Source organism: Funiculus sociatus GB2-C1, assembly GCF_039962115.1.
Lineage (GTDB): Bacteria > Cyanobacteriota > Cyanobacteriia > Cyanobacteriales > FACHB-T130 > Funiculus > Funiculus sociatus.
In genome coordinates, this window is sequence record NZ_JAMPKJ010000046.1 from 24,829 (window position 1) to 49,322 (window position 24,494).

The window sequence follows — 24,494 nt, forward strand, 5'->3', positions numbered from 1 at the left end:
GTGAGATGTCTGGGGTTCAGATCCCCGACTTCTTAAAGAAGTCGGGGATCTCGCCTTCACGAATCATTTAGGATTGCTATATAGCTAGTAACACCAGAGGGAAATATTTAAGTAATCATACTAATGCCAGAATAATATATTTAATGTAAAGCTAAAGTAAGTATGCGGAAAAAGAGTTTGAAGATTGTGTAAATTAATAGCCGTAATTAGATGACCGAGAAAATGAGAAGATTGCCAATATTTATATTTGCTCTACAAGGATTATTGTTTGCTGAGCCACAGCTAGCCGCGCAGCCGTTACCTATGGAGGTTTCGTTAGGCGATCGCGTCCCCAAGACTCAGCCTTCTGACTTGATTCCCAATTCCTACGTATGGGTAATCAAGGATAGCCAAGAACAGCCAGAACAGCAACCCTACTTATGGATAGTTAAAGATACCAACAAGCAGTTGCGACTTCTTAAAGATATCAACAAGCCAGAGGCTAGTCAGACAGGGTCAAAACCCAAAGACCCCAAAAAGCCAGCTTCATCGGGGTTCGATGAAATCGTAAAAGATACCGAGAAGTTAGAGGGGATGTTCACCCTTTACCGCAACAAGGAAAAAGGAAAAGTTTATCTAGAAATAAAGCCGGAACAGCTAAATAAAAACTTCCTTGGAACTGTGACGATGGAATCCGGTATCGGTGAACGAGGGATTTACAGCGGACTACCGCTGAATGATTTTTTATTCTACTTTCGCCACGTAAACAATAATTTACAGTTTGTTATTCGCAATGTGAATTTTCGCACCACTCCCGGCGATCCGCAAGAGCGATCGCTAGATCGAGCATTTAGCGATTCCGTCCTCTACTCCCTAGACATCAAAAGCACCCACCCGCAACGCAAAACTCTACTCATCGATCTGAGTGACTTACTACTTGCAGATTTGCCTGGATTGACCCCAATTTTAAAGGAATTTTTGGGCAGTCCCTACCGACTCGACAGCAGCAAGTCGTCTTTCGACACCGTGAAAGCCTTCCCCCTAAATATAGAAGTTTCCTCAATTTACGGCTTCTCGTCTGCAAATGGCCAGGATCTACCGCCCAATTTAGACACCCTACCTGATAGCCGTGCGCTCAGCATCAAAGTACATTACAGTTTGTCCCAGCTACCAGAAAATAACGGCTATATTCCCCGTTTAGCTGACGACAGAATTGGCTACTTTATCACAGCTTACAAAGACTTTTCTAACGACAATTTTAGAGAGCCTTTTGTTCGTTATATCCATCGCTGGCATCTGGAAAAGCAAGACCCAAAAGCACCCCTGGCCCCACCCAAGAAACCGATTGTTTTCTGGATTGAGAACACTGTGCCGTTGGAATACCGCGATGCTGTCCGCGAAGGCATTCTAATGTGGAACAAAGCTTTTGAGAAAGCAGGATTTAAGGATGCGATTGAAGTGCGGCAGATGCCTGATAATGCCACCTGGAGTCCGGGTGATGTGCGTTACAACACGATTCGCTGGATTAATTCTTTGGATGGATTTTCTGCCAGAGGCCCATCACGGGTTAACCCCCTGACTGGGGAAATCTTAGATGCAGATATTATTGTGGATGCTAATATGTTGCGCTCTATTAAGCAAAGATATCGCAATTTAATAGAACCTACGCAGTCGCAGGAAATGGGGTTGTTCGGACAAGGAAATATATGTAACCTCACCTCCAACGCCTCTCCTGTACAGGGAGAGGGAAGTAATTTGGGCAGGCGAGACACAAGTCGCAATTCCAAATTCTTGCAACTTCTGCAAGACCAGGATATCTGCTATGGGATGGAATCTACAATGCAGACAGCGATGGGAGCGATCGCATTATCCCTTTTCCACAATGTCTCGCCCACAAGCAACGAGATGAAAGAATACGTGAATCAATATTTGCGTCACCTCATTGCCCACGAAGTCGGACATACTCTAGGGTTGCGGCACAACTTCCACGGCAGCACTTTAAATGGGCCGGAGGAATTAAACAATACAGAAATTACCCGCACTAGAGGAATGGTTAGTTCCGTGATGGACTACGTTCCGGTAAACCTTGCCCCCCAAGGCACCAAGCAAGGCGACTATTACCCGGCTAATATTGGGCCTTACGATGAATGGGCAATTGAGTATGGCTATAAACCCAGTGGGGCAATAAGTTCTATAGCCGAGAGACGGTTTCTAGACCAAATTGCCGGACAATCGTCGAAACCGGAATATGCTTATGCTACCGATGAAGATATCTTGGATCTCGATCCGGGTGCAAATCTTTGGGATTTAAGCGGCAACGTGCTACTTTACTCGCAGTGGCAGATGGACAACGCTCGTACTATGTGGGAGCGTTTAAATAAGCGTTCTCCGTCCAGTGGTGACTATACAGAAATGCGGGTGTTGTTCAACACCGTACTTAACTACTATTTCAACAACGCGAATCTGTTGGCGCAATACGTTGGCGGTCAGTCGTTCAGTCGCGATCGCGCCGGGACTCCGAACGGACGTTTGCCGTTTACACCCGTGCCGTTAGAAAAACAACGTCAAGCATTGACAAATATAGGAAAATATGTATTTGCAGCAGACGCTTTCAATTTTTCGCCGCAGCTGCTGAATCAGTTAGCGCCGTCGCGCTGGAGACACTGGGGAAATCCGATCCCGATTTTGCGACTAGATTATCCAATTCATGAAAACTTGCTGTCGCAGCAAAGTCGAGTGTTGCAAAGTCTTTTAGGTAGCGATCGCCTAAATCGTCTGCGCGACATTGAACTCAAATCGAAGCCCGGAGAAGCGCTGACATTACCGGAACTGTTTGAAACTCTGCAAAATAGTATTTGGACAGAGGTACAAGATGGTAAACAGGAGAATATTTCCAGCCTGCGCCGTTCCTTGCAGCGCGAACATTTGGAGATTTTGCTAGAAATGGTGTTGCGGACTTCTGCTGTGCCAGAAGATGCTCGTACCCTAGCATGGTATGAACTGCGACAACTGAGAAAATCGCTAGATGCTTCACTGAGGAAGCAAGACAAACTCGATACCTATACGAAAGCCCATTTAGCAGAAACACGCGATCGCATCGACAAAGCCTTAACCGCGCGATTGGAATCGAAGTAAGCCAGATAAGAAGATAAGACGCGATCGCATCAGCTGGGGTGTTTGAAGTCATGCAAGCGATCCGTCTTCAGGAGGGGTTTGTCATATCAAATCCGTCTAATTGGTCACAATCAAAGAACCCCACCCCCAACAGAGCAAGGTCACCGGGGAGCCGGAACCGCAGAGCTTTCTTGGAGTTCTTTTATTATGGGTATCATTTGATATCAGGGGGCTTTGCTCACCTTTTTAACCGCAAGGGCAGAAGCTTTCTCACTCATCTAGTGTTAAAACCAATAATATTGCCCGAATCCTCAAGGACGGGTGTGAAGTTAAGTTTAAGCTACTCAATGACGGATTTCGCAAGCTCTTTAGGAGAAATTAAGAGATGACCCATCACGTCAACCAGCTTGGCGAAACTATCCCCCAAACGCTCAACGGATATGACCCTAACGTGTTTCCAGCATTTCATGAAACGCTGCAAACTCACTTTCCAGGGGCAGTCCCCATGAGCAAGTACATGAGAAAGACTTTCCAAAGCTTGAGTTCCTACGGTTTTTGTGACGAAAACACGATGGGAATGATAGCAATTTGTCGGGATGAAGTCGCCGAACCTCTATTCATTGAAGTGATTCGATACTGGGGGAAAACTTTTAATTGTTGCAGCTTAGCCGGGTTCGTCATGATGGGGAAAACTGGGTTAGCCGCTGCGACTGACCATACGCCTATCGTTGATGGTATCCGTCGTTTTACCTTCTATGCCATGCCCCATATCGCTATTTCTAGACATGGCGAGATTGGTAAGGTTTATCGAGATGGCGTTCAAAAAGTTTCCCACGCCTGCGGAGCATTAGAAACAGTCGTCAAAGAATTGGCATCTGGTCATCTGAAACTAGAAATGGATATGCAGGATATTGAACAAACAATTATCCGGCAGAAAATTCTTTCATCCCTTACCTATGGCGACAAACCCGATTTGATAGAAGTTACAAAATTGGCGTCTCAAATTATTTCCGACGATGTCGAAGCCCTCTTAAACACTTTGGATCGCTCTGTGTTTAACTACGCCGTCATGACCGGAATTCAAATTCATGGCCCTCTAGGCACCCACTGGATCTACCCACAAGATTTTTATGTCGTCGGCTCTGACCTTCCTGGGGGTAAGGAAAAGATAGAAGCGTTTCAGCAGGCGCAAAATTAAAAAGGTAATGATAAATGGAGATAACTTTATGAAGAATGGCTATGTTGGCAGTTAGTTGCTGAAGTGAGCGCCATTTTTATTCTTTCCATAGTGTAAAAAGACGTAAGTAGTGAACTGCTCTGGCAGTTGTTCTCACCTAATTAGACATCTCTAGATAGTCAATCATGTGGACTCCAGGACATATTTTGCAAAACGGCAAATACACCATTGAGCAAAAAATTGGTGGGGGTGGTTTTGGCATAACTTATCTTGCTAGGCATAAAAACGGTGACTTAGTTGTCATCAAAACACTTAAAGATATAGATCCAAACAGCCCTGACTTTGATAAGTGGCAGCAAGATTTTGCGAACGAAGCGCTAAGACTGCAAAAGTGTCAGCATCCCCACGTGGTAAGAGTTCACGAACTCATCACAGAAGGGATGACCTGGGGGATGGTGATGGAGTACATAGAGGGAGAAGATTTAGCTTACAGAGGAGTATTGGCTGAATCTGAAGCTTTAAAATACATTAGACAAGTTGGTGATGCTCTCATAACTGTTCATGGAAATGGTTTATTACATCGAGATGTAAAGCCACGAAACATTATGGTGCGGGCAGGAAAGGATGAAGCCGTTCTTATTGACTTCGGAATAGCCCGCGAGTTTACTCCTGATTTAACACAGACTCACACAGAACATCGGACAGATTTTTATTCTCCACCTGAACAGTATGAGAGACGTGCTAAACGAGGTTCGTACACGGATGTTTACTCGTTAGCAGCAACTTTGTACAAATTGCTAACAGGACAAGAACCTGAAAGTGCCATATCTAGAGCGATTTATGGCTATCCACTGAAGCCACCCAAAGAGATCAACCAACATATCAGTGAGCAGGTTAACTCTGCTATTCTCAAAGGACTAGAGGTGAAACCAGAAGATCGTCCACAGTCCGTAAAAGAGTGGATTGGATTGATTAATTCTTCAACGCAGCCTTTGATCTTGAATTCAGAAACTCTTAAGCAAGAGCAGCTGAACCAACGCATCCAGCGTTTGATTTCTCATCTCTCGCTCCCAGATGTTGAAGATCGTTATGCTGCTGCTGAAGCTCTAGAAAAGATTGGAATGCCAGCTCAAAAAGCAGTCCCTGCACTAATTAAAGCTTTAGAGGATGAGGACGAGAGAGTTCGTGGAAATGCTGCTTCTGCTCTTGGAAATATTGGTTTAGCAACCAAAGATGTGATTTTTGTACTAAGTCAAGCTTTAGAGGATGAGGATGAATTTGTTTGTGACTGCGCTGGTTTTGCACTAGGAAGATTTGGTTCGGCAGCAGAAGAAGCAATTCCTGCATTAGCTAAGCGGTTGAAGAGGGAAAGTGAGAATCGTCGTAGCAATGCTGCTCCTGCACTAGCCCAAATTGGTCAAGCAGCAATTCCAACCCTAGTTGAGCTTTTGAAAGATCAGAAGCGTCATGTCCATCGGAAAGCCGCACAAGCGTTAGGCGATATAGGTTCAGTAGCAGAGGCAGCAATACCAGATTTAATTGAACTCCTTAAGCAAAAAGAGCAAATAAGTGCGAGGGTAGCTGCATCTGCATTGGGAAAAATTGGTCAAGCAGCGGTTCTCCCATTGATTGATGCTTTAAGGCTTGGAGAGTGGTACGTACAAGAACCAGCGGCTTATGCTTTGGCAGAGATTGGTTCAGAAGCTAAAGCTGCTGTTCCCGCACTCATTAAAGCTCTAGACGATGGAAGGTCTTTCTTCGGCGTTGTCTCTGCCTTGGAAAAAATTGGCTCGTCAGCGGAGCCTGCTGTTCCTGCTCTCGTTAAGTTACTCAAGAAGTTGCTCAAGAGTGAAAATCCTCCATATTTTCGTCAAAAAGTTGTCGCTGCTTTAGGAGAAATTGGTGCAGCCGCAAAGCCTGCTGTTCCTGTCTTAATTAACGCATTAGAAGATCCAGACGCAAGTGTACGCCGAGATACTGTTACTGCTCTGGGAAAAATTGGTCTAGGGGCAAAAGAAGCCATCCCTGCCTTAATCGCAATGTTTGAGGATGAGGAGTTACGGTTCAACACTGACATGATTGCCTCTGCCTTGGGAGGAATTGGTTCGGATGCTGTTCCAGCTCTTATCGAAGCACTGAAGAACGAACAATCAAAAAATACACGCTATGGTGCTGCATCGTCCTTAGAAGAAATTGGTTCAGGAGCAAGAGATGCTGTTCCCGTTCTGCTGGAAACATTGAAGGATGAGTATGACTTGGTTCGCTCAGCTTCTGCCCGTGCTTTGGGAAAAATCGGTTCAGATATAGAAGTTGTAATTCCCGCTCTTATTGAAGCTCTGAGCGATGAGGATAACTTTGTACGTGGCTACGCTGCTCATGCCCTAGGAGATATTGGTTCTGCCGCGGAAGTTGCTATTCATGCACTAGCTGAAGCAATAAAAAACACTACTAAAGCACAAGGATCTAATTCTCATCTCGCTCGTAAGAGTATTATCGAATCTCTAGTAAAAATTTCTCCTGAAGCCGAAGAAGTGGCCTTTGCTTTAATTGATGCTCTGCAAGATGAATCTTATGTTGTGCGTTCTAGTGCGGCTCATGAATTAATCAAAGTTGATCCTAGAGTAGAGGTCATTGCTGCTCTCCAAGAAGCCTGCCAAGATGAAGATGAAAGTGTTCGACAAGCGGCTAAGGAAGCGCTAAAACAGATTCAAGAGCAGAGCTAACTGAAGTATTTCTATATGACATCATCCTTACCGACAGCTGCCAACAATCTCTCCACCCTATATGAACAGGACTATTATCTCTGGTTGGAAACAACCGCTAGACTCTTGCAAGAAGGACAACTCTCGGTGCTTGATGTCGCTAACTTGCTAGAAGAAATTGAAGATATGGGAAGGAGTGAGAAACGCGCAGTTTACAGCAACCTCAAAATTTTATTGATACATCTTCTCAAGTACAGCTATCAATCGGAGAAACGCTCCTCCAGTTGGCTAGCAAGCATCGTTGAGCATCGCCAGAGACTCAAAAAAGCATTTAAAGAAAGCCCAAGTTTGCAACCGTACTTTACGGAGATATTTAACGAGTGCTATCAGGATGCGAGGGAATTAGCATCTGCTGAAACGGGGCTAGAAATTGAGAGGTTTCCGGTTGAAACTCCCTTTACTCCCGAAGAAACCCTTGATTCTGACTACTTACCTGATTAGAGCGATCGCATTCTTTTCCTCTCCTTGGTTTAGATGCGATCTCAATTTATCAGATTCGGACGTTTAATAAGTTAATGTAAACGTCACAAGTTGACAAACCAGTTCTCTATCTGAATTCCCTGAAAATCAGCATAATCTGTCTCGTTATTTGTAACCAAAACAAGATTATTGACAACAGCGATCGCTGCAATCTGGGTGTCAACATAAGATGGAGTTTTGCCTAACCCGACTAATCTTGCTCTCTCAAAAGCGTGCCATTTGGCGGCGTCTGTGCTGTAAGGCAAAAGTAGCAACTTCGCTTCAACTTCTTCTCTAAGATAAGCTTCTATGGCTTGACGTTTTCGAGAATTAGGTAGACGATAGCAGCCATAGAGCATCTCATGAAATACAACCGTAGCTGTTGCAGTCAAACCGCTATACATAACCAACAACTCCATCACGCGAGGGTTTGGGATTGGACGCAAAGGTTCGGACAAGATGTTGGTATCCAATAAAAATTGAGGATTGCTCAAAAGCTGACCTCTCGACCTGGGGAGCGATCGCGAACATCGTTGAATACTGCATCCAGATCGATATCCAATTTCTGGATCTGGTACTTCTGACGAAATTGGGCTAAATCCCCACCAAATCCTACCTTCTGGGAGGTTAGGCGTTGATATTCGTCAAGCGATAACACGACAGCTACAGGCTTGCCTTGTCGCATAATCTGAACAGACTTACCATTTTCTGCATCGTGAATAATTTCAGCAAAGCGATCGCGAGCTTGGGCAATTGAATACTGGTCAGACATCGTTTAGTTTTCCAGCTAAATGGCTATGTTTATGGCTATATCTTAGTCCTTAAGATGTAGATTAAATAGGCATCAATGATTCAACTCAATCAATGCCCTTTCAACCAAAGTGGAGTGCGGCGAGAGACATCATAGATTGAGCGATCGCATTCTTTCGCTGACTTGTGTAGGGATGCGATCGTAAATGAGATTGCGCTCTTTTTGGTTGGAGATACGGTAATCACTGCACTCCCGGCTATCCCACTGCTAAAAAATTTGGTCAAGATAGAAGTATATTTACATTTCTCTTAAGGATGAACGCTATGTTTCCGTTTTGGGGTAGTACCTGCTGGGGATCTGAACCTGTTTCCAGTAAAGCCTATCAGGAACGCAAACTTCGATTCCTGAAATCGATGCGAAATGATCTAGAGGCGAGATTGGCAGGACTCAATGCTGCGATTGAAACCATTGAGCGTCAGATCAGTCGGGAAGATTCAATAATTTAGTGCATCAATTGCCGATTGCATATTGTTGTCGCTTGTAAGAAAGCGATCGGGCTGAGTTAAACATTCCTATGTTTTAGCGTCTACTCATGAAGTAGGCGCTATATTTTTAAAGGTTAACTCAAAAGTATTGCGAGTAGTTTTAGAATGCAGAATTCAGAAGGGAAAATATTTCTTCTGGATTCTGCATTTATGCTTTTTAACTCAACGATTACTGCTCTTTGGCGTTGGAATCGAAATATCTACCGACGTGACATTTGGTGTAAGACTTGTCAGAGGCGGATTAATTTCGGCAGCATTTCCAACTACCAGAGTAACAATGTTCTCTGGCTGGAGGTATTTTTGAGCAACTTGCTGCACATCCTCAATCGTTGTTGCTTCCAAAGCTTTCCGATAGCGGAAGATAAAATCTGGCGGGTAGCCGTAATATTCGTATCGCATCAACCGCGATAAAGTTTGGCTGGGATCTTGGAACTTGAAGACAAAAGAATTGAGTTCTGATTCTTTGGCATAAGCAAGTTCTGCTGGAGTAATGGCAGACGTGCGGATGCGTTCAATTTCAGCTAGAACACCCTTAATAAAAGGCACAGTAGCATCAGATCGAGTTTGTCCGCCAGCCAGAAACGTACCAGGATAGTCAAATTGGGGACTCCAATAACCGTAGACCGAGTATGCTAAACCTTGACGCGATCGCACTTCGTTAAACAGCCGTCCCCCAAAACCATTTAATACCCCATTGAGAACTTCCAGCGCCGCAAAATCAGGACTATTCAGCTGACCGCCCAGATGACCCATGAGAACATTACTCTGGGTCAGCTGCGGCTGATTCACCATAAAAATCCCGCCCTTCTTCGCTTGAGATGCACTTGGTATTGGTGGTTCCTGTTTAACTCCCGACGGCTTCCAGTTGCCAAACTTTTCCTCAATCAACTGGCGCATCGCAGACTTATCAAAATCCCCCACAATACCCAGAATCACATTACTGGGTAAGAAATATTTCTGGTAGAAACTTACCAAATCCTCGCGGGTGATATTATCCAGAGTCTGATACTCAACAGTGCGAGCATAAGGACTACTATCGCCGTAGATTAACTTCTGAAATTCGCGAGAAGCAATATCACCAGGATCGTCATTGCGACGGGCAATTTCACCACGCCGCTGAGTCTTAGCTAAAGCCAGCTTTTCTTGGGCGAAAACTGGCTCTTTAATCACCTCAGCGAATAAACTAAACACCTCATTCAAATCTTCACTGAGGGAACTAAAGTTAGCAGAACCAACAGTAGTATCAATGCTAGTTTCCACGGAAGCTGCTCTTTGTTCCAACAGCTCATTTAACTCATTACCAGAGTGCTTCGCAGTTCCCCCAGTTCGTAATACTTCCCCGACCAAACCAGCCAAACCGACCTTCTCACCAGGTTCCAAGCGATCGCCCGTGCGAATCAACGCCGTACCGCTAACCAAAGGAAGCTCCCGATCCTGCATCAAATAAACAATCATCCCATTGTCCATCTGATACCGGGTATATTCCGGCACCTTAACTTCTGGTACAGGCGAAAACTTCAACTCAGTGTAATGCCGCGCCGTGTCCGCCACAGCTGGCAACAAAAAAGAAAAAAGTAAAAAAGCAAAAGAAAAAAGAAACACGAAATAATGTTTCCTTCTTCCTTCCTTACCCCTCAAATGCCCAAACCACTGCATACTAATTTTTCCTCTTCCTCTGCACTCTCAGTGTCTCTGCGGTTTATCCTTCTTTAGGCAAAATGCGCCCAACAGTGCGATTTTCCGACTGGAAAGTTTCCCGCGCCACCCGCTGAATATCTCCAGGTGTCACAGAAGCGATCGCATCTAGCTGCTTAAACAGATTTCGCCAAGAACCAGTCTTCACCTCATACTCCACCAGAGAAGTAGCCATGCCCATATTAGAATCGAGCGATCGCAACAACTCAGCTCTAGCCTGAGTCTTCACCCTCTCCAACTCTTTAGCTGAAACAGGTTCCGATTTAAGCCGCTCAATCTCCTTACTCAAAGACTGCTGCACCTCGTCAACCGTATGACCGGGAGCTGTAAGCGCGTAGAACAGCATCAAATTCGGGTACTTATCCCCCGGAAAGCCACTGAAACCCTGAGCCGCCAGAGCTACTTGCTGTTCTTCCACCAAAGACCTATACAGGCGAGATGTGCGCCCATCGCTCAGCAAACGCCCGATAATTTCATAAATCGCATTATCAGGATGACTCATTGCTGGACGATGATAACCTTCCAGATACCAAGGCTGAGATGGTAGCCGCAAAGTCACTTCCTGCGCTTGGGTTTGCTTTGGTTCCACCGCTGTTAACTTCGGCGGCGCAGGCGCAGCCTTGTAGCGTCCAAAGTAAGTCTGAGCCAGCCGTTTAACTTCCGCTGGGTCAACATCTCCCACAATCCCGATTGTCAAATTATTGGGGACGTAGTAGGTATCGAAAAACTTCTGCACATCCTCGCGGGTGAGATTGCGGATATCTTCGTTGTAGCCAATCACCGGACGACGATAAGGATGCACTTTGAAAGCTTTGTCAATAAAAGCTTCAATCATTTGACCAATCGGAGAATTATCAGTCCGCAGCCGTCGTTCTTCCAGAATTACCTGCTGCTCTTTATAAAACTCCCGAAAAACTGGATCTAAAAACCGCTCCGACTCCAGTGACATCCACAGTTCCAGCTTGTTAGCAGGAAAGCTGAAGAAGTACATTGTGGCATCTGTAGACGTTGCTGCATTCAGCCCCACGCCTCCAGCTTGCTCTACAATTTGACCCAGCTCATTTTGCTTGGCAAATTTAGTAGCCTCAGCCTCAACTTTGGCAAACTCAGCTTCTAAAGATGCTACCTCTGCCTCCTTTTTAGCAGCTTTGGCTGCCCGAATTTGTTTAGCCAACTCATCCAAGCGGTCTAAAAGCGGCTTTTCTTGCTGGTAATTTCGCGTTCCGATGCGCGTAGTTCCCTTAAAAGCCAAATGCTCTAGAAAGTGAGCCACACCCGTTTGACCATCGGGTTCGTTAGCACCGCCGACATCAGCGTAGGTGAAAAACGAAACTACAGGCGCTTCGTGCCGTTCCAGCACAATAAACTTCAGACCATTATCCAGCTTAAATTCAGTCACCTTCTCGATGACGCGATCTAGGTAGGGCTGGATAGATTGAGCAGTAGATGGAGGTGTCTGGGTACGAGCCAAAGCCGCCTCTGGGAGCATTCCCCACGAGAGGAGAAAAACTAGCAAAAATGCCAAAAGAGCCGGACAGTGGCGTTGTGTTGACCATTTGGGGACTGGTTTCATAGCCTCCCGTAATAGTTGCTCGGTTTTTGGGATTGGGATAAACAGGAATCGACAAAACTGGCTCATACGGTACAAAAATCAAGCAGCGCTAATTCCAAGATATTGACTTTAACGTGGATTGCGTGCTGTTAACAATGTGTGAAGCTTTGAGCGATCGCGCAACTGTGCATTGCACAATAGCATTAACGTGTAAGTGGCAATCCATTAATCTAATTCTTCTCAATATGGGAATTTTTAACCGGAAATCCGTAGGGGCGACCAAGCAAGTCGCTCGTACAGAGGACGATACGCACACCAAGATTTTGAGCGCAGCCCAGCGGTTGTTTGCCCGTCAGGGATATGAGGGGACAACGACTCGCGATCTCGCCGCCGCCGCTGGGGTTGCCGAAGGTACGCTGTTTCGTCATTTTCCGACTAAAAAAGCCATTTTGATTGAGGTGGCGACGCAAGGCTGGGTGGAAATTCTCACGGATTTGTTGACAGAATTGAGCGAAATGGGCAGCTATAAAGCTGTGGCTCAAGTGATGCACCGCCGGATGATGAATTTGCATGAAAATGCAGATATGCTGCGGGTTTGTTTTACGGAAGCGCAGTTTCATCCAGAGTTACGCGATCGCATCCAAGTTGAAGTTATTGTCAAAATGACAGACGTTGCTGAAGCTTTTTTTCAAACAGCAATGGATAAAGGGATTTATCGTCGCACAAATCCCAGAATTGTCGCCCAAGTTTTCTTAGGAATGTTCACAATTGCAGGTTTTAGCCAAGATACGCTGATGGGAGGTAGTTCTTCTCCTAAAGCAATGCAGGAAATGGCTGAAGGTTTGGCTGATATTTTCCTCAATGGTGTGTTGGCGAAATAAGTTCACTTTGCTAGTTAGTTTTAACTGGGCGGTTGAAACCGCGTCTATACGAGACTTAACCCGCCTGCGCGGGTTTCAAAACCTTTGATTTGTCTTATAGTCTCCGCAGGCAGACTTAGTTTGTGAAGCCGCGATTTCTAATCGCCAGGGCTTATTGTGACTGAAACAAAGCTATAAACTGATGCAAGTGCGCGATAATTGCTAAACCAACAATGGACGCTGAAGAACTTTTAGAAAGATACGCATCAGGACAAAGACAATTTCATTCGGTAAATCTAAGAGGAGTAGACCTCAAAGATGCCGAACTGATTGACATAGACCTATCGAGCGCAAATTTAAATGGTGCTGACTTGAGTGGAGCAATTCTAACCAAGGCGCATCTGAATAACGCCAGCCTAAGTAGGGCATCTCTAACAGGTGCAAATTTGAGTAAGGTGAAGGGTAATTCACTTAATCTAAGTTGGGCAGACCTCAGCGGTGCTGCCTTAAGTGGTGCAAACTTGAATAATGCAAATCTGAGTGGAGCAGACTTAACTCAGGCAGACTTAACTCAGGCAGACTTAACTAATGTAAACTTGCAAAATGCAAATCTCCAGGGAGCTAAACTCCGGGGAGTAAGCCTAAGTAAACTCGATTTGTCAAGCTTGAATTTAGCTGATGCGGATTTGGCTGGAGTATACCTGGCAGAGGCGAACCTTAGAAAAACCTGTTTGCGAGGAGCAAATCTAGAGAGAGCAATACTCCAAGAAGCAGATTTAATAAAGGCTAACCTGGATGGAGCCAACTTGAAAAAGGCAATCTTAACTAATGCCAACATTTATGGAGCGAACATCCAGAATGCGGACTTTAGCAATGCAATAATGCCCGATGGAGAACGCTACAAGCCGGAAGCCTCCGATACAGAATCCCGCAAACAGGAAACATCGTTACCAACACAAATAGCAATGATTCGCAAAGTAATTCGTACAGAAAACGCACCAGCACCAGTCGGGCCGTATAATCAAGCGATCGCTGCTTCTGGTCAAATGATCTTCGTCGCTGGTCAAATTGCCATCGACCCCAGAATAGGCGATATTGTCTACACCGACGATGTAGCTAAACAAACAGAACAGGTAATGGCTCATCTTGAAGCTATTCTCACCGCTGGCGGTGCTAGCTGGCAAAATGTGGTAAAAACCACCGTTTTTCTCAAAGATATGAATGATTTTGCCGCGATGAATGCGGTTTATGGTAAATATTTTGATGCCGAAACAGCTCCCGCCCGTGTTTGCGTAGAAGTAGCCCGTCTCCCCAAAGATGTACTGGTAGAAATTGACTGTATTGCCGTGATTTAAATGGTGCGTTCGCCCTAAAGGGTGGCGCTACATAAACAAAGCCTCCCGACCCAGGCTTTTGCTTTTTTAAGTCCGCCAAGGCGGACTTAGTTTTTGGAGCATCGAGGCTTTAGCCTGTAGGCGATCTGTGGGATATATATACTGTGGGTATCTTTTAGCGATCGCACCGTAATAATATATTTAATCTTATTGACTTTTTTCTTAAAAGTTATTGACTTTTGTTGTCAAACGTTTAAGACTTTACTAAGTGCTTGTTGCCACTATTTCTCTATAAACAGTGGCATAGTCTTTATTTTGCAACGGAGCGTTAAAAATAATCGTGAAGAAGAACATTTTACTTGGTGCAGGTGCTGTAGCGGTATTAGCACTGGCAGGTTTGGCTATCAACACGGTTGAAAAAGTGCCACAGGCGTTGGCAGACAACTCCGCCAACAACCAAGTGCAAAGTCCCATTGCTCAGGGTCGTGTTAGGCGTTTGACAATTGCTTTCCCCGGCCGAGGAGATACCGCAGATTTACAAAATAAGGCAAATGCTGTAGCACAGTTTTTGTCAAGAGAGCTGGGAATGCCAGTTGACGCATTTGTTGCTGATGATACATCTGCTGTGGAAGCCTTGAGAGCCAACAAAGCTGATGTTGCCTTCTTAAGCAGTCGTCCCGCTTTGAAAGCTCAGCAGCTGGCAAATGCCAGATTGTACCTAGCTGAGGTGCGTCCAAATTATTCTGGAAGACACACTTATAAATCTGTTTTTGTAGTACCGACTAATAGCACCCTGAAAAGCCAAGCAACAGCTAAGCAGACGCTGGGACAACTGCGGGGCAAAAAAATGGCTTTCACTTCTCCCACCTCTGGATCTGGGTTTATTTTCCCAGTCGGTGAGATGGTAAAACAGGGATTGGTGCCGAATCGCGATCGCTTAAACAATTTCTTCGGACAAATCTCATACGGTAACAACTACAGCGGAGCTTTGCAAGCTGTTCTCAGAGGTCAGGCAGATGTAGCCGCCGTCTCAGAATACGCCCTTTTCCCTCCATATATCACCGCAGAAGAATCCAAAAAACTGCGGGTTCTTCATGGAATTTCTGGCGTACCTGCTCACGGTGTCGCCATTGATGATGACGTACCAAACCCGATGCGGGAAAGAATCATCAACGCCATGCTGAAGTTGAATCAGCCAGCGAATAATCAACTGCTAAAAAACCTGTATAACTCTACTGAATTAGTTAGAGTTAACGGCAATCAGCATTTACAACCAATGCGCGAAGCTCTCAGTCGTGCTGGATTTGAACCATAGAAATTTGTTAATTGCTAATAGTTAATAGCAATTAGCAATTAGCAATTAGCAACTAGCAACTAGCAATTAGCAATTAGCAATCCTGCAATGACCATTGAATGCCAAGACTTAGAAACGCCCTATGCAGCATCTTTGAATCGTCCGATTCTAAACCGGATTAATTGCAAGATTGGGCAGGGTGAATTTGTCGCTTTGCTAGGACTCAATGGGGCGGGAAAGTCCACATTGTTGCGATCGCTAGTTGGGTTAGTTCCAGTGCAGCGGGGAGAAATTCGCATCAACGGTGTAGCGGTGACTCCCCGCACCTTGCCTAGAATTCGGCGAGACGTAGGCATGATTTTTCAAGGCGGAGGGCTGATTCGGCAACTCACCGCCCTGGAAAACGTGCTTGTGGGACGTTTGGGAACGTTGTCAACTTGGCAAAGCTTGTGGGGATTTAAGCCACGCGATCGCCGTCAAGCTTTAGAACTCCTGAGTCAGTTGGGGTTGCAGGATCAGGCTTATCAAAAAACTGGTCAACTCAGCGGCGGACAGCAACAACGGGTAGCGATCGCCCGCGCCCTTATCCAATCCCCACAAATCCTCTTAGCAGACGAACCTATTGCCGGGTTGGATATCATGGGTTGCCAACAAGTGATGCAAACCTTCGCCGAGTTACATCGCGATCGCCAAATGACCATTGTAGTAGTTCTGCACGATTTGAGCATCGCCGCCGCCTACGCCCAAAGAGCTATCATCCTTGATACAGGTCGTATAGTCCACGATGGCGACTGCGAAAATTTACCATTCCAATTTTCAAGATAAAGAAATTAAACGCAAAGGTACGCACAGGTATTCGCGTACCTTTGCGCTTTCCTTGGCTACCTAGAGCGGTTAAAAAACAAATTTATGAAATTTGCGGCTTTCTGGAAACGCTACACCTGGGTTAATCGCCTAATTATACTGATTATTATTGTTTTGGTATATGCTTGGGCGTTGCAAGGCTTAAAAGTAGATTTAGCACTCCTTAAGGATAGCTGGCCCTACGTAACTGATTTTATAACCCGTTTATGGCCTCCCAATTTTGACGTTTTAGATGTGGCGATTCAGAGGCTAATTGAGACAATTCAAATGTCGTTATGGGGAACCACTATCGGCGCAATTATTTCCTTGCCAGTTGCGATTTTCTCCGCCCGAAATTTGGCACCTGGTTGGTTACGATTCTGGGCTAATTTTCTGCAAAATGCTGTGCGTTCTATTCCCTCAATTGTTCTGGGACTACTTTTTGTAGCCGCAACCGGACTAGGCGCACCAGCCGGAACTTTAGCATTAGGCATCTACACTGTGGGCTATCTGGGTAAATTTTATCAAGAAGCAATTGAAGCTGTCGATCAACGCTCTATCGAATCTTTGCAAGTTGCTGGTGCTTCTTGGCTGCAAATTGCCCAATATGGAATTTTGCCGCAAGTGATGCCTTTGGGATTAGGCTATACCTTGTATATGTTTGAGTATAATATTCGCGCCGCCTCGGTGTTGGGTGTCGTTGGTGCGGGTGGCATTGGTTTTGAGTTGGTTAACTACATCCGTGGCTTTGAATACAACAAGGCAACGACGATGATGTTGGTGCTGTTGGTAGTCGTCACCGCAATTGATGCCCTGAGTAGTAAGCTGCGTCAACGGCTAGAGGCAATGTAGCAATCTATTGCGCTCGAAACTGTAAAATCCCCTGCCCGAAATCAGTTTAATGGTATAATGATAATCATTATCATAAAAATATGCGATCGCTTTCCTGCATCGTCTATAGTAATTCGAGGGCTGGGTGCGATACACCTGTAGGGACATTCCTATGTCCCTAGCAAGGTGGCGATAGTGTCCAAACCGCGATACATAGCGGTTCTCGGTTGGATGAGGTACACTCTCACCTATCTCCTACAAGGAGATAGGCTTTGATTCTTACTCCCCTTCCCTAGTAGGGAAGGGGTTGGGGGTTAGGTTATTCTGATGTACTTCACGCAACTGAGAAACACTATATTCCACCCAGTTTAGTTTCTCCAATAATATTATTCCCATGACTGAACACGTTTTATTTGTTTGCAAATCCTGTTCATTTTCATCAACCGAACGAAAATACATGAACCAGACTGGGGGCGATCATTTGCTGACTCAGCTATCGGATTTGTATGAAAATTGGTCTTTACAATCAGAGTTTGCAATTCAAGAAGTTGAGTGTCTAAGTGGATGCGATCGCTCGTGTACTATTGCCTTTTCTGCTCCCAATAAAGCTACCCTCATGTTTGGCGATTTACCACCTTTAGAGAGTGCAGCAGAAATCCTTAAATTCAGCGAAAAATACTTTACCAGTGCCACAGGTATCATCCCACGACAAGAACGACCAGAAGCACTAAAAAAAGGTATTCTTGCTCGAATTCCGCCTTTACCCCACGCTACCCAGGCTAGTTTTTAAGTAAGATAAGAATTTTATCAAAAGCCTCTGTCATGTCATCCACCGCTTCCCCGTTACCAAATTCCCTAGCACGAATTGTAGAACGCTTTCAACGCCAAGCCGATCCCAAGCGACGCTATGAGCAACTAATTTGGTACGCCAAGCGGCTAAAAGAATTTCCAGAAGCTAATAAAATTCCGGAAAATAAAGTTCCTGGTTGCGTTTCTCAGGTTTACATAACTGCCACACTAAATGAAGAGAAAATTTGGTTTCAGGGAGATTCCGATTCCCACTTAGTAAAAGGTCTAGTGGCGCTTTTAATAGAAGGACTTAATGGGCTAAGTCCATCAGAAGTGTTACAAGTATCTCCAGATTTTATTCAAGATACTGGGCTGAACGTAAGCTTGACACCTTCTCGCGCCAATGGTTTTTACAACATTTTCCAAACTATGCAGAAAAAGGCTTGGGAATATCAATTACAAATGTCCGATCAGCTCAATTAACAAAGAAAGAGTAATGACAAATATCACAGCAACAACACCAGACGCAATACTGAATATTCCTAAACGGGGAATGCCAGTAACGATTATTACAGGCTTCTTGGGTAGTGGAAAGACAACGCTGCTAAACCATATTTTACAAAATCGCCAAGACTTGAAGGTGGCAGTTTTAGTGAATGAGTTTGGCGATATTAATATTGACAGCCAGTTGTTGATTTCGGTTGATGAAACCATGATGGAATTAACTAATGGCTGTATTTGCTGCACGATTAACGATGGATTACTCGATGCAGTTCACAAGGTGATGGAAAGAAGCGATCGCATCGACTACTTAATTGTTGAAACAACCGGAGTCGCCGATCCATTACCGATTGCCTTAACCTTTATTAGTACAGATTTGCGGGATTTAACCAGGATTGATTCTATCTTAACTTTGGTGGATGTTGAAACCTTTACACCGGTGCATTTTGAAAGCGATGCCGCCCTCAATCAAGTTTCTTATGGGGACATCATTCTGCTAAATAAAACCGATTTGGTTCCAGAAGAGAAAGTCAAGGAATTAGAAGAATACATTCGCACAGTGAAAGTAGGCGCGAGAGTTTTGCGAACCTCCTACGGACAAGTTCCTCTGCCACTAATTTTAGATGTGGGATTTTCCCAAGCGGAATCTTATGCAGCTAAAGAGGAATCCAGCCACCATCATCATCACCACGATCATCATCACGATCATTCCCACCACTTAGAAAATGATGGTTTCATGTCATTTTCTTTTCAAAGCGATCGCCCTTTCCTCTTAGAGAAATTTCAATACCTTTTAACTGACCAATTGCCCGATGATGTCTTTCGCGCCAAAGGGTTACTCTGGTTTAAGGAAAGCAGTTTACGTCACATCTTCCAACTGTGCGGCAAACGAATTGAGTTGAAAACTGATAAGTGGTCTTCTCAGAAAAGCAATCAGCTGGTATTTATCGGGCGTAACTTGAACATAGCCCAAATTCAACAGCAGTTAAAAAACTGCCTTGAGTAAATAATAAGGGATTATTCAATCCTATCATTCTCAAATTCAACAACAGCGCTTACTAAAGCGTAAGTTCTACCTAGCATTCACAAACACGCTTTTTGAGGAAACTAATTTATTAATAGCAACCGACCCTTGGTTAGTTGCTAGTTGATTAGCCTCATACCCAATTGTGTCACGAGAGACTTTCTTCAAGTTGGGGAAACTCGTATAAGGCTTGCCCACTGGTACTTTGAGAGTATTCCCAAGAATTTCATCTTCTACTACAGACACATTCTCCATAAGGTTAGTAATGATTTGTCTACCAGAGGGCGTTACCTCCAAGTAGCGTACCCCTTGTTGTATATAACGATAAACAACATTCCAGAAAAAATTTGGGAAACCTAAACGCAAGTCCTCTGGATGATGATAGCCCAAATTTTTATTGACACCAGTTTCTTCAAACTCGTAGAACAGCGCTGTAATTTTTTGCAAGTATTGCGGGTCTGAAAGCTGACCGATTAAATCAGCAGCGCGAACTAGACCGGGATAGTTAACAGTGTCCTGATGTTCCTCATCAGGGGGGACTGGAAAACGGGTCAACTCAATGTTGTGCTTAATCACTTCCACATCAATCAGTGGATGACCCGAAAAACACTCCTCAACAAACAATTTCCCCCGGTCTACATGATAAGGAGTTAGGCTTGCATCGGTGGAACCGAGTGGTAAAGAAATTATCTCACCTTTTATTCCCTTAGCATACAACCTCTCATTAAGTTGGTCTTGACGACAGACACGCTTAACATAGCCAATGTCATGACACAGCAAAGAAATTATTGTATGCAACCAATCCTCACAGGAAACACTTCCTTCACTTTGGTGCTTTCCTTGCAAAATTTCTTGTCCTACTAAAGTCACAAGGATAGTGTGTTCAACGTTGTGATACAAGGCGTTGCTAGTAGCAATGTTTTCCAGCGCCATATTTGCGACCCAACTAATCAGGTCAACATAATCTGGTTTGAGATTTCCGTAAGCCTGACAATAACCTGCTTGGAGGCATTCAACGCAAGTACCAATCATTGCCTTTGTGAGACTAAACATTGCTCTTCCCCTGACTGAATTAGTAACTTTTGAAATAAATACACGCTTACGCTGTCAATCTTTTAAATAGGCTATTGGGTAATTCTTTTCATTCAAGTGGTTAAGAGGGAAACCCTTATTAAAATATTGACGCCTAGTTCATAAGAAAGCAACCAGAAAAACTCATCGATTTTTAGCTTTTAGCAAATTAGTTCCCAAGAATTGGGCGAAATAATTGATGTGAAAAATATAAACCTCATAAAACCTCATAAAACATCAGGCTAACCTCACAAAAAGCTATAAATCTACTATTCTCTAATATCGCGCGTTTCTCTCTCTAAATAGTGTGATCGTTTCAATCGGTAAGTTGTGATAATTACTGGCTGATAGTTGTGATGATAAATGCACCTTCATGGTGACAGAATAAGGCTATATTTGTGACACAGGTTACAGACTGATATTAAAGTATCTAGGGTGAGCGATTAAAAATTCCTGTCTACTTTTAGGCAAGGATGAGAACTAGCAGTCAGTAGCTTGCTTGCGGTAGATATTGCACCAGATAGAAAAAATCACCTGCTTTTAATTAACACTTCTCAGGCATACGCCCAGAAGAAGGTCAAGGCTTTATAATTGACAGCAACCTGATCTCCCTATCAAGAGCAGCTTTTATGAGCGACCAGAAAAATATCCTGATAATTGTGACAAACCACAAACAAATTGATGCTGACCATCCAACAGGATTGTGGTTAGAAGAGTTCGCGATTCCCTTTCAATTATTTCGCCAACACACATATACAGTCACAGTTGCCAGTCCTCTAGGCGGGATGGCACCAATTGATCCCCGTAGCTTGTCTACATCTGAGCCAGCTGAAGCTCATGGTGATGCACTGCAAGCTCTACAGTATACGGAACCATTGAATAGCGTAAACGTTGACGACTACGATGCAGTCTTTTTCCCTGGCGGACACGGGACAATGTATGACTTACCTATTCCTGAAGTGGGTCGGGTGGTCAGCCAGTTTTTCGATGCTCAAAAGGTGGTAGCGGCGGTTTGTCATGGCCCTGCTGCATTTGTGCAAGCAACGCAATCAGATGGTACGCCGATTGTAAAAGGGCGAAAAGTCACTGGTTTTACCAACGAAGAAGAAGAGGAAGTTAAGTTAGCTCACTTGATGCCTTTCTTACTCGAATCGCGGTTACAGGAACTCGGTGCTAAGTTTGAAAAGGCATCTATGTGGAGTGACTATGTAGTTGTAGATGGCAAGCTAATTACAGGTCAGAATCCCCAATCGAGTGCTAGTGTAGCTAAGGCAGTGATTGAAGCACTTGCGTGAACTACCTAAGCAGATAGGCTAAGACAGCATAAAGTTAAACAACTCAGTTAACACTCACAACTTCGACCAAAGAATCTCCCACCGCCGCCACTCGACCCAAATCAGCAAAAGCAGATGAAGTTGCCGCATTTACAGTATTCGCTGCGTGAGAAAGCTTGCGCCAGTAACCTAGAGGCGCAACTACTACACCCGGTCGCGTAATGTCGCTAACATGAGCCGGAACCTGAAACGCTCCCCGGTCGTTGAACACTTTCACTAACTGCCCCTCGACGATACCACGAGCCGCGGCATCGGATGGATGGACAATTACCCTTGGTTCTCTCTGTAGTTTGCGGTGCTTAGGCAAATTGGCGAAGCAGGAATTAATAAACTGATGCGGTTTAGCTGATAACAAACTTAGAGGATAACGCTCTTTTAGCGTCGGATTGCTAATCGGTGACTCCCGCTGCGGAGTATAAGTAGGCAACGGGTCTACTGGCGTTCCAGGTTGAAATTCTTCACAGCCTTGGCGAAATGCCGGTAACACATAGTTGCTGTCCACAGCCATAGATGACAGGAACTCGCATTTCCCGGAAGGGGTAGGGAAGTTTCCAGCGGCGTGAGGAACCAAGTCGATTTTCAACTTGGCAAACCCTTTAGTTTTCAGCAAATCCATATCAATGCCATCTAGCGCAGGTGCAGACCAGTCCAAAACCTCCATTGCCATCTGTTCATCGCTAAGTTTAAAGCACTCTTCCTCAAACCCCATACGAGTTGCCAAGCGCCGGAAAAGTTCGATATTTGGGATGGCTTCTCCTAAAGGCGCGATCGCTGGCATATTTAAAGTTACATAGGTGTGTCCCCATGAAAACATCAAATCCAAATTCTCAACTTGAGTAGTAGCAGGCAGCAAAATGTCTGCATAATCAGCGGTATCTGTCATAAACTGCTCGCTCACGACAGTAAACAAATCCTCGCGAGACAAACCTGCCACGATTTTGTCCTGTTCCGCTGCTTGAGTAACTGGGTTGCAGTTGTAGACAAATAAAGCCTTGATGGGTGGATTCAGTTCTCCAGTTAAAGTTTGACCAATCTGCCACTGATTAACAACTCGCGTACCCGATTTGATAAACTCAGGGCGATGCACCACCTCCCAGCGAATGGGGAAAGGCCACATGGGAGCCTGTAGCATACCACCCCCCAAGTATCGCCACGCACCTACTAAGGCAGGCAAACAGCAAATTGCCCGTATCCCCTGGCCGCCTCCTGCTTGCTTCTCCAGCGCAACTCCCAGGCGAATAACGGATGGCTGCGTTGTGGCGTATTCCCTAGCAAGAGTCACGATGTCTTCAGCAGGAATACCCGTAATTTCAGCAACTCGTTCTGGTGGAAATTCGCTAACTCTTTCCTTAAGTTCTGCAAACCCAACGGTGTAATTTTCTACATAGTCCGCATCAATTAAATTTTCGCTGATGATAACGTGCATCAGGCCTAGGGCAAAGGCACCATCTGTACCGGGACGAATCGGAATATGCCAATCTGCTTGCGTTGCAGTTTTTGTCCGAACTGGGTCAATTACAACTAACTTAGCCCCGTTTTGCCTTGCTTCCTTGATAAACGGCCACAAATGCACGTTGGTGGAGAGTACATTGCAACCCCACAAAATAATGTATTTAGAGTGGGAAAAGGTGTCTGGGTCAGTACCGTGCGTTGCACCATAAGTCATCAGCCAAGCGGTGCTAGTTCCAGAAATGCAGAAGGTGCGTTCGCTGATGGAAGCACCTAGCCTGTTGAAGAAGGCATCACCAACAGTCAAACCGTTGAGAAGTCCTTCGTGACCCAGATAGCTGCATGGTAGGATAGCCTCGGCTCCATACTCAGCAATAATTTCTTGGAAACGGCTGGTAATCTCGTCTAGGGCAGCGTCCCAACTAATACGCTCAAATTGACCGCTACCTTTGGGGCCGATTCGTCGCATCGGGTAAAGCACTCGGTCTGGGCTGTAAACTCGGTCAAGGTAGTCGCTGACTTTGCCACAGAGAGTACCCCGTGTAAAAGGATGGTCTGGGTTGCCGCTTACTGATGTGGCTCTACCATCCTCCACCGTTATGAGCATGGCACAGGTATCGGGACAATCGTGAGGACATGCGCCGAGTACAATGGTCTTTTCGCCTACAGTGCTGACCATAACTTTACCCCGCTGATTACAGTATTGTAGTTTTATATTTAGCTATAGCTGCTCGGAAAAACTGTTAGAAAAGTTACATAAAAATTAATTGTGTTTTAGTTATTAGTATGAGCGGTATCTTTATTTTGGCAACTCACAATAAATACCCCCACAAGAACTTCCAACCTTCCACAAAGGGAGAGCGAGGGGAAATTGTGCCTATTCAAAGGGACAGATTTTATCGAGTCATGAACCAGCTATAGTTCATGAGGTTAATTTTAGGCAATCAAAAAACCAAAATTCCGTAGTTTGAGATACAAAGCTAGGTTCAACTCTACGCCCCAGTAGAGTTAATAATAGGTTCTACCGAACTTGCTATGTAAAAATGTTAAGAATAGCTAATCAAGATAGAAAATGCAAAATAGGTGTAAGAGGTGAGATTTGTTGCTAAGCTTGAATTCTGGGATTAATT

Annotated in this window: 20 protein-coding genes; 14 read left to right on the forward strand and 6 right to left on the reverse strand. The window is 44.8% G+C overall.

Features of this window, described 5'->3' with window-relative positions:
• Positions 1-222: 222 nt before the first annotated feature.
• The 4 genes from NDI42_RS19595 to NDI42_RS19610 all read left to right on the forward strand — a co-directional run bounded on the left by NDI42_RS19595 (position 223) and on the right by NDI42_RS19610 (position 7,473).
• A complete protein-coding gene (locus NDI42_RS19595; RefSeq protein WP_190457301.1) occupies positions 223-3,114 on the forward strand; it encodes a zinc-dependent metalloprotease in 2,892 nt (963 codons plus the stop codon).
• Between the two features lie 364 nt (positions 3,115-3,478).
• A complete protein-coding gene (locus tag NDI42_RS19600; RefSeq protein ID WP_190457264.1) occupies positions 3,479-4,291 on the forward strand; it encodes a hypothetical protein in 813 nt (270 codons plus the stop codon).
• Positions 4,292-4,455: 164 nt separating this feature from the next.
• Entirely contained in the window at positions 4,456-6,993 is a 2,538-nt protein-coding gene (locus NDI42_RS19605) for a HEAT repeat domain-containing protein (RefSeq protein ID WP_190457267.1), read from the forward strand.
• A 15-nt stretch (positions 6,994-7,008) separates the two neighbouring features.
• On the forward strand, positions 7,009-7,473 hold the full coding sequence (locus tag NDI42_RS19610; RefSeq protein WP_190457269.1) for a DUF29 domain-containing protein: 465 nt from the start codon (positions 7,009-7,011) through the stop codon (positions 7,471-7,473).
• Positions 7,474-7,556: 83 nt separating this feature from the next.
• On the opposite strand, the gene NDI42_RS19615 is transcribed toward NDI42_RS19610, so the two are convergent.
• Together NDI42_RS19615 and NDI42_RS19620 are read right to left on the reverse strand one after the other, a co-directional pair.
• On the reverse strand, positions 7,557-7,985 hold the full coding sequence (locus NDI42_RS19615) for a type II toxin-antitoxin system VapC family toxin (RefSeq protein ID WP_190457271.1): 429 nt from the start codon (positions 7,983-7,985) through the stop codon (positions 7,557-7,559).
• Positions 7,982-8,263 (reverse strand): type II toxin-antitoxin system Phd/YefM family antitoxin, encoded by a 282-nt coding sequence (locus NDI42_RS19620; RefSeq protein ID WP_190457273.1) that lies wholly within the window; start codon positions 8,261-8,263, stop codon positions 7,982-7,984. Before NDI42_RS19620 ends, NDI42_RS19615 begins: the two co-directional genes overlap by 4 nt.
• A gap of 302 nt (positions 8,264-8,565) precedes the next feature.
• On the opposite strand from NDI42_RS19620, the gene NDI42_RS19625 reads away from it, so the two are divergent.
• Positions 8,566-8,748, forward strand: coding sequence for a hypothetical protein (locus NDI42_RS19625; RefSeq protein WP_190457275.1), 183 nt, complete (start codon positions 8,566-8,568; stop codon positions 8,746-8,748).
• A gap of 201 nt (positions 8,749-8,949) precedes the next feature.
• Here NDI42_RS19625 and NDI42_RS19630 read toward each other — a convergent pair whose 3' ends face one another.
• Both NDI42_RS19630 and NDI42_RS19635 read right to left on the reverse strand, forming a co-directional pair.
• Complete coding sequence (locus NDI42_RS19630) at positions 8,950-10,443, reverse strand: insulinase family protein (RefSeq protein WP_190457277.1); 1,494 nt, start codon at positions 10,441-10,443, stop codon at positions 8,950-8,952.
• Between the two features lie 43 nt (positions 10,444-10,486).
• Positions 10,487-12,055, reverse strand: coding sequence for an insulinase family protein (locus NDI42_RS19635; RefSeq protein ID WP_190457278.1), 1,569 nt, complete (start codon positions 12,053-12,055; stop codon positions 10,487-10,489).
• 224 nt (positions 12,056-12,279) lie between these two features.
• On the opposite strand from NDI42_RS19635, the gene NDI42_RS19640 reads away from it, so the two are divergent.
• The 8 genes from NDI42_RS19640 to NDI42_RS19675 all read left to right on the forward strand — a co-directional run bounded on the left by NDI42_RS19640 (position 12,280) and on the right by NDI42_RS19675 (position 19,492).
• A complete protein-coding gene (locus NDI42_RS19640; RefSeq protein WP_190441615.1) occupies positions 12,280-12,915 on the forward strand; it encodes a TetR/AcrR family transcriptional regulator in 636 nt (211 codons plus the stop codon).
• Between the two features lie 212 nt (positions 12,916-13,127).
• Entirely contained in the window at positions 13,128-14,249 is a 1,122-nt protein-coding gene (locus NDI42_RS19645) for a Rid family detoxifying hydrolase (RefSeq protein ID WP_190457280.1), read from the forward strand.
• A gap of 313 nt (positions 14,250-14,562) precedes the next feature.
• Positions 14,563-15,543, forward strand: coding sequence for a phosphate/phosphite/phosphonate ABC transporter substrate-binding protein (locus tag NDI42_RS19650; protein ID WP_190457303.1), 981 nt, complete (start codon positions 14,563-14,565; stop codon positions 15,541-15,543).
• A gap of 87 nt (positions 15,544-15,630) precedes the next feature.
• Entirely contained in the window at positions 15,631-16,347 is a 717-nt protein-coding gene (locus NDI42_RS19655) for a phosphonate ABC transporter ATP-binding protein (RefSeq protein WP_190421342.1), read from the forward strand.
• A gap of 84 nt (positions 16,348-16,431) precedes the next feature.
• Positions 16,432-17,217 carry a phosphonate ABC transporter, permease protein PhnE gene (gene phnE / locus NDI42_RS19660; protein ID WP_190457282.1) on the forward strand — a complete coding sequence of 262 codons (786 nt, stop codon included), beginning with the start codon at positions 16,432-16,434 and terminating at the stop codon, positions 17,215-17,217.
• Between the two features lie 373 nt (positions 17,218-17,590).
• Positions 17,591-17,986 carry a DUF1636 family protein gene (locus NDI42_RS19665; protein WP_190457284.1) on the forward strand — a complete coding sequence of 132 codons (396 nt, stop codon included), beginning with the start codon at positions 17,591-17,593 and terminating at the stop codon, positions 17,984-17,986.
• Positions 17,987-18,018: 32 nt separating this feature from the next.
• A complete protein-coding gene (locus tag NDI42_RS19670; protein ID WP_190457286.1) occupies positions 18,019-18,468 on the forward strand; it encodes a SufE family protein in 450 nt (149 codons plus the stop codon).
• A gap of 13 nt (positions 18,469-18,481) precedes the next feature.
• The gene (locus NDI42_RS19675) at positions 18,482-19,492 is read left to right on the forward strand and encodes a CobW family GTP-binding protein (protein WP_190457289.1); all 1,011 of its coding nucleotides are present in this window, start codon (positions 18,482-18,484) and stop codon (positions 19,490-19,492) included.
• 66 nt (positions 19,493-19,558) lie between these two features.
• Here the strand turns inward: NDI42_RS19675 and NDI42_RS19680 are convergent, their stop codons facing one another.
• Positions 19,559-20,563 (reverse strand): Npun_R2479 family HD domain-containing metalloprotein, encoded by a 1,005-nt coding sequence (locus tag NDI42_RS19680; protein ID WP_242017713.1) that lies wholly within the window; start codon positions 20,561-20,563, stop codon positions 19,559-19,561.
• A 647-nt stretch (positions 20,564-21,210) separates the two neighbouring features.
• On the opposite strand from NDI42_RS19680, the gene NDI42_RS19685 reads away from it, so the two are divergent.
• Positions 21,211-21,876 carry a type 1 glutamine amidotransferase domain-containing protein gene (locus tag NDI42_RS19685; protein WP_190457291.1) on the forward strand — a complete coding sequence of 222 codons (666 nt, stop codon included), beginning with the start codon at positions 21,211-21,213 and terminating at the stop codon, positions 21,874-21,876.
• Positions 21,877-21,919: 43 nt separating this feature from the next.
• Here the strand turns inward: NDI42_RS19685 and NDI42_RS19690 are convergent, their stop codons facing one another.
• Positions 21,920-24,043 (reverse strand): molybdopterin-containing oxidoreductase family protein, encoded by a 2,124-nt coding sequence (locus tag NDI42_RS19690; protein WP_190457293.1) that lies wholly within the window; start codon positions 24,041-24,043, stop codon positions 21,920-21,922.
• Positions 24,044-24,494 lie beyond the last annotated feature (451 nt).